The sequence below is a fragment of the Arthrobacter burdickii genome, from assembly GCF_030433645.1.
Lineage (GTDB): Bacteria > Actinomycetota > Actinomycetes > Actinomycetales > Micrococcaceae > Arthrobacter_D > Arthrobacter_D burdickii.
This window is the reverse complement of sequence record NZ_JAROCG010000001.1, coordinates 2,856,815-2,869,595: the sequence shown is the minus strand read 5'-3', so window position 1 is coordinate 2,869,595 and position 12,781 is coordinate 2,856,815. Positions and strand designations below refer to the sequence as shown.

At 67.7% G+C, this 12,781-nt stretch carries 12 protein-coding genes; 1 reads left to right on the top strand and 11 read right to left on the bottom strand.

Annotated elements, in window-relative coordinates; all coding sequences use genetic code 11:
* Positions 1 to 159: 159 nt before the first annotated feature.
* The gene (locus tag P5G52_RS13530) at positions 160 to 1,530 is read right to left on the bottom strand and encodes a DJ-1/PfpI family protein (protein ID WP_301228182.1); all 1,371 of its coding nucleotides are present in this window, start codon (positions 1,528 to 1,530) and stop codon (positions 160 to 162) included.
* Positions 1,531 to 1,755: 225 nt separating this feature from the next.
* Positions 1,756 to 2,196 (bottom strand): hypothetical protein, encoded by a 441-nt coding sequence (locus P5G52_RS13525; protein ID WP_301228180.1) that lies wholly within the window; start codon positions 2,194 to 2,196, stop codon positions 1,756 to 1,758.
* Positions 2,197 to 2,383: 187 nt separating this feature from the next.
* Here P5G52_RS13525 and P5G52_RS13520 point away from each other — a divergent pair, with 187 nt between their 5' ends.
* The gene (locus P5G52_RS13520) at positions 2,384 to 2,620 is read left to right on the top strand and encodes a hypothetical protein (RefSeq protein WP_301228178.1); all 237 of its coding nucleotides are present in this window, start codon (positions 2,384 to 2,386) and stop codon (positions 2,618 to 2,620) included.
* Here P5G52_RS13520 and P5G52_RS13515 read toward each other — a convergent pair.
* The 9 genes from P5G52_RS13515 to P5G52_RS13475 all read right to left on the bottom strand — a co-directional run bounded on the left by P5G52_RS13515 (position 2,602) and on the right by P5G52_RS13475 (position 12,695).
* On the bottom strand, positions 2,602 to 3,456 hold the full coding sequence (locus P5G52_RS13515; RefSeq protein WP_301228177.1) for a sigma-70 family RNA polymerase sigma factor: 855 nt from the start codon (positions 3,454 to 3,456) through the stop codon (positions 2,602 to 2,604). The two genes, P5G52_RS13520 and P5G52_RS13515, sit on opposite strands and share 19 nt — an antisense overlap.
* Positions 3,457 to 3,640: 184 nt before the next feature.
* Positions 3,641 to 5,188, bottom strand: coding sequence for an amino acid permease (locus P5G52_RS13510; RefSeq protein WP_301228176.1), 1,548 nt, complete (start codon positions 5,186 to 5,188; stop codon positions 3,641 to 3,643).
* A gap of 9 nt (positions 5,189 to 5,197) precedes the next feature.
* On the bottom strand, positions 5,198 to 6,604 hold the full coding sequence (locus P5G52_RS13505; RefSeq protein WP_301228174.1) for an aspartate ammonia-lyase: 1,407 nt from the start codon (positions 6,602 to 6,604) through the stop codon (positions 5,198 to 5,200).
* An 8-nt stretch (positions 6,605 to 6,612) separates the two neighbouring features.
* The gene (locus P5G52_RS13500) at positions 6,613 to 7,671 is read right to left on the bottom strand and encodes an asparaginase (protein ID WP_301228172.1); all 1,059 of its coding nucleotides are present in this window, start codon (positions 7,669 to 7,671) and stop codon (positions 6,613 to 6,615) included.
* Positions 7,672 to 7,731: 60 nt separating this feature from the next.
* The gene (locus P5G52_RS13495; protein WP_301228170.1) at positions 7,732 to 8,460 is read right to left on the bottom strand and encodes a FadR/GntR family transcriptional regulator; all 729 of its coding nucleotides are present in this window, start codon (positions 8,458 to 8,460) and stop codon (positions 7,732 to 7,734) included.
* Positions 8,461 to 8,601: 141 nt separating this feature from the next.
* Positions 8,602 to 9,456 carry an ABC transporter permease gene (locus P5G52_RS13490; protein ID WP_301228168.1) on the bottom strand — a complete coding sequence of 285 codons (855 nt, stop codon included), beginning with the start codon at positions 9,454 to 9,456 and terminating at the stop codon, positions 8,602 to 8,604.
* A 9-nt stretch (positions 9,457 to 9,465) separates the two neighbouring features.
* Positions 9,466 to 10,362, bottom strand: coding sequence for an ABC transporter permease (locus P5G52_RS13485; RefSeq protein WP_301228166.1), 897 nt, complete (start codon positions 10,360 to 10,362; stop codon positions 9,466 to 9,468).
* A 34-nt stretch (positions 10,363 to 10,396) separates the two neighbouring features.
* Positions 10,397 to 11,593, bottom strand: a complete 1,197-nt coding sequence (locus tag P5G52_RS13480) for an ABC transporter substrate-binding protein (protein ID WP_301228164.1) — start codon at positions 11,591 to 11,593, stop codon at positions 10,397 to 10,399.
* A gap of 34 nt (positions 11,594 to 11,627) precedes the next feature.
* Positions 11,628 to 12,695 (bottom strand): ABC transporter ATP-binding protein, encoded by a 1,068-nt coding sequence (locus tag P5G52_RS13475; protein ID WP_301228162.1) that lies wholly within the window; start codon positions 12,693 to 12,695, stop codon positions 11,628 to 11,630.
* Between the last annotated feature and the right edge of the window lie 86 nt (positions 12,696 to 12,781).

The following is a 12,781-nucleotide window of genomic DNA, read 5'->3' as shown; positions in this document are numbered from 1 at the left end:
CCCGGCACGAGAGCTCCGGCGGTGGTCACGGGCTGGTCCTCAGACCGCTGCGGGCCCGGGATCGCCGTCCGACACGAGAGCTCCGGCGGTGGTCACCGGTTGGTCCTCAGACCACTGCGGGCCCGGGATCGTCGCCCGGCACGAGGGCTCCGGCGGTGGTCACGGGCTGGTCCTCAGACCACTGCGGGCCCGGGATCGCCGCGTCAGGTGGGTGAGGAGGCTGGGAAGGGCACCGGCTCCCAGTGCGAGAAGGACTGCAACGCCCAGCAGGAGAGTCGATCGGAAGCCGCGCGCCTCCGTGTCCAGGTCGAGTTGCTCGATGGGATATTCGATGAACTTCGCCGTGGCGGCGACGGTAGCGCGTCCAGCATGGGCGGAAAGTTCTTCCAACGCGCTGTCGAACGCCGTTCGTCCCTCGCTGGGGGCGATCACCTCCGTCCTGATCGACCGCTCCGAAGCCCAGGCACCTAAACGGGGGTCCGGGGCCGCCGAGCCCGGGAGCACCAGGCGATCGACGGCGGGTCCGTGCGTGGACACCGGCGTGGTGAGCAGCACCATCCCGTGCCGGGTGGTCACGCTGGCGGTGGCCGCGACGGCGACCGTTCGGGCGGCTCCCGAGACCATATAGGCCTCGAACGTCGCCACGGCGTCCATCTCGCCGATGCCGTCCGTCAGCCCGACGCCGACAGTGGGGCGGAACCAGGGAAGGACGGCGTTCAGCCCCACCTGCGCGTCTGCAGCGGCGAATGCCTGTTCCGGGATGGCCGTACTTCTGGTCACGGACCAGCCGGGGTAACCCACCAGCGCGCCGACCCGGGCCGCTTCTTCGGGACCTGCGAAGTCATGAATCATCCGTAAGGCACCGGGCACACCGGAACTCACGCCGGCCGTCGTCGTGAACTGGCCGTCCTGGACGTAGCGCTGTCCGCCGACCCACTGGACGTCCGGGTTGCTCTCACGCAGCGAACCAAGGCGGGACCAGTGGGACGTCGCCGTATGCCCGTCGAGCAGACCCGCGGCTGCCAGCAGCATCGATCCACTGCAGACTCCCAGGATCCGGGCACCGTGATCGGCCTGCCGGACGATCCACGCGCGTGTGCCCGCCTCCTCCTCGCCGGCCGGTTCCTCGACTGCCGGAACCACCACCAGATCCGGCGGGGCGACAGCGCCGCTGTCGATGTCGGCAAAGGTGTGGGTCGGAAGAACCGGGGGTGCTCCCACCAATTGAACCGGCGCCCTGTCCTGCGAGACGGTGTACACCGAGAATGAATCCGAGCTCGCAAGCACGTCGTAGGGGGCCAGGACATCTGCCGCCTCGGTTCCGGTCCGCCCGAGAAGCACGGCAACCCTGACAGGGCCTTCCGAGGATGCCGCCGGTACCGGCAGGGCGAGGCTTGATGCAACGGGAATAGCGGCAGCGTTGTCCCGCTGGACGATCTCCGAGCCCGCCAGGACGGTCCCGACGAGTGTGCCCGCGACCAATGCCACGGCAACGGTGATGCTTGCCAGGCGTCGGAGTAATGCTCGCACGACGGTTCCTGGATTCTTCTTGATCGATTGCACGGGCTGCTCCACTGTCCGACTCCTGTTCGTGGGCCCGACCTCCGGGCCCACGAGTAACACTGGCGGGTTACGGCCCCGCAGAAGAGTAGTAAAAACGCCCTCCACCGATAGAATCCGGCCACGGGACCTCCCGCCGGTTCCGCAGAGAGGTGCGGCACCCGTCGTCGTGCCTGCGTGTCCTCCGATGAAGGTCTATCGGATGAGGGAATCCGCGGTGTCCTGGGAGTAGCGGAGGACTCCGTCGAAGGGCGTCAGGGTGAACCACTCGTCGTCGTACCTGTTTGCGAAGATCAGCACGTCGGAAGCCGTGTCGAGCGGATCACCGTCGGGGTACTGGCTGCCCTCGGTGCAGGTCACCGGCATCGACGAGACCCGTATGGTCCCACTCGGGAGATCGCCTTTCAGCACTTCGGAAACGTCCATCCGGTAGGAGTGCGCCTCGGCATCGTAGATCGACTCGGTCCCGTCCCGTTCCGTCCCTGCCCCGACGATCACCAGCTCCGCCTGATCGAACGTCTCCTGCGGCGTCTCGATGCGGACCCAATCGACGCAGGTCGCGCCCGAAGCGTACCCACAGCCGGCGAGGCCGGGGAGGAACAGGGCGGCGCCGAGACTGGTCGCGATGGCCCGCATGTGCCGAGGATATCGAGGGTAGTGTCCCCGGGGCGGCGAGCCCTGAAATCGTGATGGAACGGTGTCGCACCAGGAACGCTGCCGGATATTCGCCATCGGTCACAATTCCCCCTCGCCACTCGTCATAGGAGTGCAGGGCATCGGAGCCCTGCCGGGGGAAACCCGTATAGACCAAAGGATGATCACCATGAAGACGATGACCTGCAGCCAGCTCGGCGGCCCCTGCGACCACACGCTCCGGGGCGACGACGCCGACGCGGTGATCAAGGCCCAGGACCGCCATCTCCGCGACGCCGTCCGGGCCGGCGATACCAGCCATGGGCCGGCACACGAGGAGATGAAGAGCCGGTGGCGTAAGCCGTTCGCCGCGATGGGTTGGTACCGCGACACGAAGAAGGCCTTCGCTCAGCTGTCGGAGGACTGAGCCGGCCCGTCTGCCTCACGGCGCTGCACCGAGGCCAGTGCTTCGGGGGCGGCCCGGAAGGTGATTCCGCTGACCCGGCCGCCGACGACGGTGAAATCGAAGACCACCTTGGCCTCGCCGCGGTGGATCCACGCCGCGCCGGGGCGCGAACCAAGGAACACCGCGAACGCCGTCTTGGCGGCGCCGTTGAAGAAGGAAGCCACCTGCTGGCGCCCCGCCATCCTCTGCGGGGTGCCCAGCGCAACAGCGGCGTCGTCGCCCGTGACGATCACGTCGGGAGCGAGCAGTTCGAGCAGGCGGCTGAAGTCACCTCCGCGCGCGGCAGCGAGGAAGGCATCCACGACCTGCCAGTCGGGCATTCTGACGGGGGAGGGGCGGGCGACCTTTGCACGAGCCCGCGAGGCGAGCTTTCGGGCCGAGTCGGGGCTGGCGTCGAGGATTGTGGCGATGGTCGCGAAGTCGATGTCGAAGCTTTCGTGAAGGACGAATGCCACCCGCTCCCGGGGCGTCAGGCGTTCGAGCACGACCTGCAGGGCGAGACCGACGGTATCGGCCAGGGCCACCTCGTCGGCCGGATCCGGATAGGTCTCGGCGGGATCGTCATCCTCGAGTTCGTCCTGGGGCACGGGCGTCTTCGCCCTCAGCCGGTCGAGGCACAACCGGGTGGTCACGGTCGTCAGCCAGGCCGGGACATGGTCGATCTGCTCCGCAGAGGACAGGCGCAGCCATGCCTGCTGGACGATGTCCTCTGCTTCGGCATGGTCGGAGATGATCCGCTCGGCCAGGCGGAGGAGCCGCGGGCGCTCACCCTCGAATATTGCAGTCTGCTCGTGCATGTCGACACGCTTTCTCCCGGTCCTTCGTCATCCTAGGGACAAAAGGGCGCCGTGGCACGAGTTGCAGCACCAGGAAGGGGCGACGTCGACACCGAGGGGGAGGGGAAGCACGAACGGACGCAGAGTCCCCGCGTGGCGCGGGTTCTTCTGCGTCCGTTCGGTCCAGCGATGCCGGATGGGACGACTAGTCGCGGGCCTTCGCACCAGGACCGGGACGGTTCGCCACCAAGGGGTAGGGACCGGTGTGGCCGTCGCGGACTGCCGCGAGTTCCAGGACGCGGTCACGGCACAGCCGCCAGCCGAGCATCAGCAGGGGGATGATGACCACCAGGGAGCCGATGGTCCACGTGCCCACGGGCGAGTCGAAGGCCATCAGGACCAGCACCGCCAGCAGGAACGCGAGGGTGATCCACCCGGTGACGGGGGCACCGGGCATGCGGAAGGCGGGGCGCAGCAGCTCGCCGCGCTTGGCCAGCCGCGCCAGCTGCATCTGGCACAGGACGATGACGCCCCAGGTGCTGATGATGCCCAGGGACGCGACATTCAGCACGATCTCGAACGCCTGAGCGGGAACCACCGCGTTGAGGACGACGCCGAGAAGGGCGACGGCCGCGGTCAGGGCGATGCCGCCGTACGGAACGCCTGCCTTGTTCATCCGTGACGCGAACTTCGGGGCGGAACCGGCGACCGACATGGAGCGCATGATGCGGCCCGTGGAGTACAGGCCGGCATTGAGCGAGGACAACGCTGCAGTGAGGACCACCAGGTTCATGATGGCATCCACGCCGCTCACCCCAATGGAGCCGAAGAACGTCACGAACGGGCTCTCGCCGGCCTTGTAGGAGGTGTAGGGCAGCAGCAGCGAGAGCAGGATGAGCGAGCCGACGTAGAACACCGCGATGCGCACGATCACCGTGTTGATGGCCTTGGGCATGATCTTCTCCGGGTTCTCGGTCTCACCCGCCGCGGTGCCGATCAGCTCGATCGAGGCATAGGCGAACACGACACCCTGCATCACCACGACGGCGGGCAGCAGGCCGTTGGGGAACATGCCACCGTTGTCCGCGATGAGGCTGAAGCCGACCTCCTGGCCGTCCACAGGAGTCCCGAAGATCACGAAGTAGATGCCCACGACGAGGAAGGACACCAGGGCGACCACCTTGATCAGTGCGAACCAGAATTCGAGTTCCCCGAACACCTTCACGCTGATGAGGTTCAGGCCCAGCACCAGGATCAGGGCGGCCAGGGCCCAGGCCCACTGCGGCACGTCCGCGATCGGCGCCCAGTACTTCCGGAAGAAGTTCATGTAGAGCGCGACGGCCGTGATGTCGACGATCGCGGTCATGGCCCAGTTGAGCCAGTACAGCCAGCCCGTGACGAAGGCGGCCTTCTCGCCGAAGAACTCGCGGGCGTAGGAGACGAACGAACCGGAGGACGGCCGGTGCATGACCAGTTCGCCGAGGGCCCGGAGGATCATGAAGGCGAAGAAGCCGCAGATCGCGTAGCTGAGGATGAGCGCAGGACCCGCCGTGGCGAGGCGGCCGCCGGCACCCATGAACAGGCCGGTGCCGATGGCGCCACCGATGGCGATCATCTGGACCTGCCGGGGCTTCAGGCCCTTGTGGTAGCCCTCGTCCTCGCGGTGGAGGGTCGCCTCGGAGGCGTGGGCGTGGGCAGGGATCGTGTGGTCGGAGATGGCCGGTTGCTGCGTGGCCGGTCGTTGCTGTGTCATGAGGGTCCTTTACTTGCTCAGGTTGGCGAGGCGCCGCGGGCTGAGGAGTTCGGTGAGCTGCTCGCCGGTGAGCAGCCCGTGTTCGAGTACGAGTTCGGCAACGCCCTTACCGGTGGCGAGGGCTTCCTGGGCGATGGCTGTTGCGGTGGCGTAGCCCAGTTGCGGGTTGAGGGCCGTGACCAGGCCGATGGATTGTTCCACCGTGAGGCGGAGGTGTTCGGTGTTGGCGGTGATGCCCCGGACGCAGCGGGCCGCGAGGGTGCGGCAGGCTGCTTCCAGGTGGGAGATGCTCTTGTGGAGGCTGTGGACGATGATCGGTTCGAAGGCGTTGAGCTGCAGCTGGCCGGCTTCCGCAGCCATGGTGATGGTGACGTCGTTGCCGATGACCTCGTAGGCGACCTGGCTGACCACCTCCGGGATGACCGGGTTGATCTTCCCGGGCATGATCGAGGAACCGGACTGCACCGCCGGGAGGTTGATCTCGCCGAAGCCGGCGCGCGGGCCGGAAGAGAGCAGCCGCAGGTCGTTGCAGATCTTGGACAGTTTCACCGCGACGCGCTTGAGCACGCCGGAGAGGTGCACGAAGGCGCCGACGTCCTGCGTCGCCTCGATCAGGTCCACCGCCGTGACGAGCGGCAGGCCGGTGATCTCCGCCAGGTGCCGGCAGGCGGCCTCGGCGTACCCGGCGGGGGCGTTCAGGCCGGTGCCGATCGCCGTCGCGCCGAGGTTGATCTCGTGGATCAGCAGATCGGCTTCCGCCAGGCGGAGTCGATCCTCGCCGATCGTGACGGCGTACGTCCCGAATTCCTGGCCGAGAGTCATGGGGACCGCATCCTGGAGCTGCGTGCGGCCCATCTTCACGACCGTGCGGAATTCGAGGGCCTTGGCAGCGAAGGCATCTTCGAGCTCAGTGAGCGCTTCGAGCAGCTCCCGGGCGGCGAAGATCGTGCCCAGCTTGACCGCCGTGGGGTACACGTCGTTCGTGGACTGGCTGAGGTTGACGTGGTCATTGGGGTGCAGCCGCGCGTAGTCGCCCTTGGGGTGTCCGAGGATCTCCAGGGCCCTGTTGGCGATCACCTCGTTGGCGTTCATGTTCGAGGACGTCCCGGCACCGCCCTGGATGACGTCCACCACGAACTGCTCGCTGAGCCGGCCCGCCAAAACGTCGGCACAGGCTTCCTCGATGGCCCGGGCGCGCTCGCCGTCGAGCAGGCCGAGCTCGTGGTTGGTGCGGGCGGCGGCGAGCTTCACGGCAGCCAGGCCCCGGACCAGATGCATGTTGGAGGACAGGGGCTGGCCGGTGATGGGGAAGTTCTCGACCGCGCGCAGGGTGTGGACCCCCCAGTACGCATGCGCGGGGACGTCCCTGTCGCCGAGGAGGTCATGCTCGGAGCGGAAGGGGGAGTGGTCGGTCATCGTGATCCTTACGGGGCTTCGTCGGGGGGCGTGGACAGGAAGTCGAGGGCCTGGAAGGTGCCGACGGGCCGGCCTCCGCCGAGCACCGCGGTCCTGGCGATCGGGGCCAGCGGTCCGGTGTCGACGCCGAGAGCTTCCAGTACGGAGACGGCGACGGGCATGCGGGCGCTGTCCCCGCCGTCGGAGATCTTGACCGCCACGGCCCGGCCGTCCGGCAGGCCGATCAGCTGGACACCCTGGAAGCCGTCCTTCGCGACCGCACCGGGAGTGAGGCGCATGAACTCCGTGACGTCGCGGTGTTCTCCGGCCACCATGTCCGGGTGCCGTTGCATGGCCAGTCCGACGGCGGCTTCCGCAGTCGGTGTGCCGACCGCTCCCTCCGCTTCCGCTGCAGCGCGGGCAATGACACCGAACGCTCGGGCCATGCCGCGGAGGGTCAGGGCGAACAACGGGGTTCCACAGCCGTCGGTGGACAGTCCCGAGGGCTGCTCATCCGTCAGCTCGGCGACGGACCGGGCCACCAGCCGTTGCAGGGGGTGGCCGGGATCGAGGTAGCCCGTGACCGGCCAGCTGTTGATCACGCAGGTGGCAGCCATGGAGGCGTGCTTGCCGGAGCAGTTCTGGGTTAGCTGCGTAGCCGTCCGGCCCGCGCGGAGCCACTCGTCGCGCTCGGTGCTTCCGTACGGGAGGTCGGAGCTGTTGCCCAGTACGTCCGGGGCCAGTCCGTGCATCTCCAGGATCCGTCGGACACCGTCGACGTGCTGTGGGGCGCCGGAGTGGCTGGCCGCCGTGAGGGCGAGCAGATCGGCGGGAAGATCGAGTCCGGCGCGCACCAGGGCGACGGCCTGGAGCGGCTTGAGCGCCGAGCGCGGGTAGAAGGGAGCCAGTGGATCGCCCGCCGTGAGGACGGTTCGGGTGCCCGCGCCTGCCTCGGCGGTGGCGATCAGCGACCCGTAGTGGATGCTCTCCACCAGCCCGTCGCGGGTCTGTGCGGCGAGGGGCACGTGCTGCGGAAGGTGGTGGGACGCCGGTTCCGGGGCGGGGTCGGCTAGGGCAGGGAAGGGCATGGAGTCCTCGAGGGTGTTCTGGCGGTCGGCGACAGGGTGACGGGCACGCTGTGCGGAGAGTTACGGGCTGAGGATGGAGTCGAGGGCGGCGCCCACGGCGTGGAGGTGCCGGCTCATGGCGGCGCGGGCCTCCTCGGCGTCGCCCGCCTCCACGGCGGCAAGGATCTGCTGGTGTTCGCGATCCGACGCGTGCTGGCGGTCGGCCACCATGTTGAGGGTCTCCGACTGATGGGCCAGCGCATCGCGGATGCTGGAGACGACGTCCTCGAAGACCTGGTTGTGGCTGGCCCGGGCGATCGCGACGTGGAAGCCGGAGTCGAGGGCGACCCAGGCTTCGGGATCGTCCTCGGCGGCCATGGCGGCCACGATGTCCCGCAGGGCTTCGAGCTCCTCGGGGGTACGCCGTTCCGCGGCGAGTCCTGCCGCGGGTACTTCGATGTGCGGACGGGCTTCGGTGAGGTCCAGTGCGGAGTACTGGCCGAGCACCAGATCCTTGGCCACGTGGTTCGCCAGTACGAAGGTGCCGCGTCCCGTCCTGGTCACGGTCAGTCCGAGGGCGTTGCAGGAACGCAGGGCCTCCCGGACCACAGACCGGCTCACGCCGTACCGCTGTGCGAGGGCGGCCTCCGAACTCAGCTTGGCACCCACCTCCAGCGCACCGTTCTCGATGTCGCTGCGGAGCGCATTGAAGACGGCCTCCGCGGCACTGACGCGGGCCAGCGGATAGCTGGTGGCGGCCGGCGGATCGGCGGGATGCTGTCCGGCTGTCCGGCTGTCTGACAGGTTCACAGGAGAAATATGGCACACATCACAGACCCACGTCAATGCGGTCCCGGCCTACCTGCCGGCGAGGTCACCGCTCACGACGGAACTCGGGTGCGACCGCTCACCCCGCGTCCGAGACCGCCTGGGAGCCGAAGGGTACTTTCGTCACCGTGCCGTCGATGACGCTTTCGTGATGCCGGGCGACGCCTTCTTGCGGCTCCTGGTCATCCCGATGGCATCACCGGACAGGCGCTGTGCGAGCCAGACCGGGACGACGGACGCGATGATCAGGACGACGGCGACGACGTTGACCACGGGTGCCTGGTTGGGGCGGAAGAGGTTGTTGAGGATCCACACGGGCAGCGTCTGCTGGCCTGCCCCGATGGTGAAGGTGGTGACGATGATCTCGTCGAAGCTCAACGCGAAGGCGAGGAGGCCGCCGGCGACCAGCGCCGAGCGGAGCTGGGGGAGCGTGACGAGCCGGAAGGTGGTGAAGATACCGGCGCCGAGGTCCGAGGATGCCTCTTCGAGACTGCTGTTCGTCCTCCGGAGCCTGGCGATCGCGTTGTTGAACACGGTCACCATGCAGAAGGTGGCGTGGGCGATGATCACGGTCCAGAGGCTGAGGGACACGCCGAGCACCGTGGTGAACAGGTTGTTGAGGGCGATACCGGTGACGATGCCCGGGAGGGCGATCGGCAGGATGACGAGGAGGTTGATGACGTCCTTGCCGAAGAAGTCGTGCCGCTGCAGCGCCAGGGCCAGGAGGGTCCCGAGGATCAGTGAGATGGCCGTGGAGATGAGGGCCACCCACAGGGAGGTGGCGATGGCTTCCCGGACGCCCTCGGACTGGAAGGCCCGCGACCACCATTCCAGGGTGAAGCTGCGCGGCGGCCACCCGAAGCTCCGGTCGCTGTTGAAGGAGTTGACGACCACCAGGAGCAGCGGCACGTAGATGAAGAGCAGGACCACCGCCGTGAGGGTGCCGAGGGTGATGCGGGCACTTCTGGACAGTTTCACTCCGGGCTCCTAGAGATTGTTCAGGGCGCCGGTGCGCCGCACGATGAGGAGGTAGGCCATGATGACGGCGATCGGGATCAGTGCGACGGCGGAGGCCAGCGGCAGGTTGTTGGCGGCGCCGACGTTCGCGTAGACGACGGTCCCGAGCATCTGTGTCGTCCCGCCGACGATCTGCGCGGTGATGTAGTCGCCCAGGGTGAGGGCGAAGGTGAAGATGGTCCCGGCGATGATGGAGGGCACGAGGATCGGCAGGATGACCAGCCGGAGCGTGGCGAGAGGTTTCGCGCCGAGGTCGCTCGAGGCTTCGAGCAGGGAGTCCGGCACCCGTTCGAAGCCTGCATGGATCGGCAGGATCATGTAGGGCAGCCAGATGTAGGACAACGCGATGACGACGGCGGCCTCACTGTAGCCCGGACTGTTGATGCCCAGCCATTCGAGCAGCCCGCCCTCGGCCAGGACGTTGCGCCAGGCGTAGGCCTTCACGAGGTAGCTCGCCCAGAGCGGCATCAGGATGGCGACGACGAGGACACCCCGCCAGCGCGGCGAGGCGACCTTCGCGATGAAGAAGGCGATGGGGAGCGCGAGCACCATGTCGACGACGGTCACGAGGACGGCGATCCGCAGCGTCCGGAGGGCGATCGTCTGGTAGACGGGATCGGTGGTGACCTGGATGAGGTTGTCCAGGGTCCAGGTGGTGGACACCTTCCCGGTGAAGGTGTCCACCGTCCACAGCGCGGTGATGAGCAGTGCACTCAGCGCTGCGATGTAGACCAGGATGAGCCAGGCTGCCGGGGCGGTCAGGAGACCGGCGAGGCGCAGGCGCCCCCGCCGATACAGCAGTGCTGACAGTGCCTGCCGTGAGGGTCTCCCCGGGGCAGCGTCAGCTGGGCGTGTGTCGACGGACATGTCCCGACTCTTCCTTCCTGTCGTCGTTCGAGGGTCAGCCCTTGATTTCGGTCCAGGCCTTGGTCCACTCGGAGTAGTCGGTGCACTCGACGTCCGTGCGGCCATCGATGCAGTCGGCCACGGGCGTGGTCCAGTACCAGATTTGGCTCGCGTACTCCTCATCGCCGGAGTGGTAGGTCTCGCAATGCGACGCGTCCTGGGTCAGTTCGCAGGCGGCGGGGGTGGCCGGTGATTCACCGAAGTACTCGGCCACCTGCGCGTTGATCTCAGGGCTGGCGATGTGGTCGAGCCACTTGTAGGCGCAGTTCTTGTGCTCGGACTCAGCGCCGATCATCCAGGTGTCGGACCAGCCGGTGGCGCCCTCCTCGGGCAGCACCGTCTTCACGTCGGCGCCGTCGGCCTGCGCGATGTTCGCGCCCACCTGCCACGTGGTGCCGATGACGCTGCTGCCGCTGGCGAACGACTGCACTTCCTTGACGACGTCGGACCAGTATTCGCCGACGTGCTCGCGCTGGGCCTTGAGGAGATCGACGGCAGCGGCCAGCTGATCGGCGTCGAGCGCGTAGGGGTTGGTGATGCCGAGGTCGGGATTGTGGGCCATCAGGTAGACGGCCGCGTCCGCGATGTAGATGGGGGAGTCGTAGGCGGTGACTTTTCCGGAGTTCTGTTCGGCGTCGTCGAAGACGCTCCGCCAGGAGGTGGGGGCAGGTGTCACCTGGTCCGCCCGGTACATCAGCACGTTCGCTCCCCAGCCGTGGGGGACGCCGTAGTTGACGCCGTCGACGGTGTTCCAGAGCTGGTCCTTCAGGAAGGGGTAGATCCCCTCGTAGCTCTCGACCAGGTCCACGTTCACGGGTTCCACATCGCCGCCGGCGATGAGCCGCAGCGACGCGTCGCCCGACGCGGAGACGACGTCGTACTGGCCGCTCCGCATGAGCGTCACTGCCTCGTCCGAGGTGCCGAAGGGCTTGAAGTCGACCATGCAGCCCGTTTCCTCCTCGAACGAGGACACCCAGTCGACGGCCGGATCATTGGTGCCGTCCTCGACGTAGCCGGGCCACGCCAGGATCGAGAGGCTGCCTTCGCCTTCGCCGACCTCGGCCTGCGCCGTGAGTTCGGGGGCGGATCCCTGCCCCTCCGTGGAACCGTTGCTGGTGCCGCAGGCGGTGAGGGCGAGCAGGGTTGCCGTCGTGAGGCAGAGAAGGGGCAGGGCTGACTGGGTGCGTGCCATGAGGGTGCCTTTCGGGATGGGGAGGAGGGGTGTGTCAGAATGCCGGCGGAAGCCAGACGACGTCCTGCTGGTTCCAGGACAGGACTGCCGGCTGGCCGACGGCGAATTCTCCGCCTCTGCCGGCGGTCACGGGGATGAGCGCGACGGCGGTCGTCCCGTCGGAAAGGGTGCCCCGGACCTGCGTGGCGTGGCCCAGGTAGACCAGGGCGGTGACCGTCACTGCGATCCCGGTGCCGGGCCCTTCCGGGGGGAGGGGGCGTAGCTGGATGCGCTCCGGACGCACGGAGAACCGGTCGTCCCGGCCGTAGAGGGATCGGGCCAGAGTGCTGGGGAAGATGTTGGACGTCCCGACGAAGTTGGCCACGAATGATCCGTTGGGCCGTTCGTAGATCTCCTCGGGAGTACCGACCTGCTCGATCCGGCCCTTGTTGAACACCCCTATGCGGTCGCTCATCGTGAGCGCTTCCTCCTGGTCGTGGGTGACGAAGATGAAGGTGATGCCGAGCTCCTGTTGCAGCTCCTTCAGCTCGACCTGCATCTGCTGGCGCAGCTTCAGGTCGAGTGCGCCCAGGGGCTCATCCAGCAGGAGCACTTTCGGCCGGACGACCAGCGCCCGGGCCAGGGCGACCCGCTGCCGCTGGCCACCCGACAACTGGGACGGGCGCCGGTCGAGGAAGCTCCCGAGTTGGACCTGCTCCAGTGCTTCCGCCGCCCGCTGCCTGCGGTCCGCCTTGTTCACGCCCCGGACCCTCAGTCCGTACGCCACGTTCTCCATCAGGCTCATGTGCGGGAAGAGGGCGTAGTCCTGGAAGACGGTGTTCACGTCCCGTTCGAAAGGGGCCCGCGCGGACACGTCCTTGCCCTCGAGTTCGATGACGCCCGCGGTCGGCAGTTCGAAGCCGGCGATCAGCCGGAGGACCGTCGTCTTTCCCGATCCCGAGGGGCCGAGCATGGAGAAGAACTCCCCGGACCGAATCTCGAGGTCCACGGAGTCCACGGCGGTCGTCTCGCCGAACCGCTTGGAGAGACCGATGAGCCGGATGGCCGGCCCTGCAGGCGCGGTCGTCCTGCGCGAGGTCTGTGGCATGGCTGCCGAGGTCATCCGTGGCCCTTTCTCTGCTGCCGGTGTGGCTGCTTCGGTGTGAAGCCCGTCACAAGCGAGGCGTCCGAGAAAGAGTATAACTTCAT

Bases quoted from the DNA above. Each gene is read 5' to 3' on its own strand.
- P5G52_RS13525 (WP_301228180.1), bottom strand. From the start codon at position 2,196: ATGCGGGCCATCGCGACCAGTCTCGGCGCCGCCCTGTTCCTCCCCGGC.
- P5G52_RS13520 (WP_301228178.1), top strand. From the start codon at position 2,384: ATGAAGACGATGACCTGCAGCCAGCTCGGCGGCCCCTGCGACCACACG.
- P5G52_RS13515 (WP_301228177.1), bottom strand. From the start codon at position 3,456: ATGCACGAGCAGACTGCAATATTCGAGGGTGAGCGCCCGCGGCTCCTC.
- P5G52_RS13510 (WP_301228176.1), bottom strand. From the start codon at position 5,188: ATGACACAGCAACGACCGGCCACGCAGCAACCGGCCATCTCCGACCAC.
- P5G52_RS13505 (WP_301228174.1), bottom strand. From the start codon at position 6,604: ATGACCGACCACTCCCCCTTCCGCTCCGAGCATGACCTCCTCGGCGAC.
- P5G52_RS13500 (WP_301228172.1), bottom strand. From the start codon at position 7,671: ATGCCCTTCCCTGCCCTAGCCGACCCCGCCCCGGAACCGGCGTCCCAC.
- P5G52_RS13485 (WP_301228166.1), bottom strand. From the start codon at position 10,362: ATGTCCGTCGACACACGCCCAGCTGACGCTGCCCCGGGGAGACCCTCA.
- P5G52_RS13480 (WP_301228164.1), bottom strand. From the start codon at position 11,593: ATGGCACGCACCCAGTCAGCCCTGCCCCTTCTCTGCCTCACGACGGCA.
- P5G52_RS13475 (WP_301228162.1), bottom strand. From the start codon at position 12,695: ATGACCTCGGCAGCCATGCCACAGACCTCGCGCAGGACGACCGCGCCT.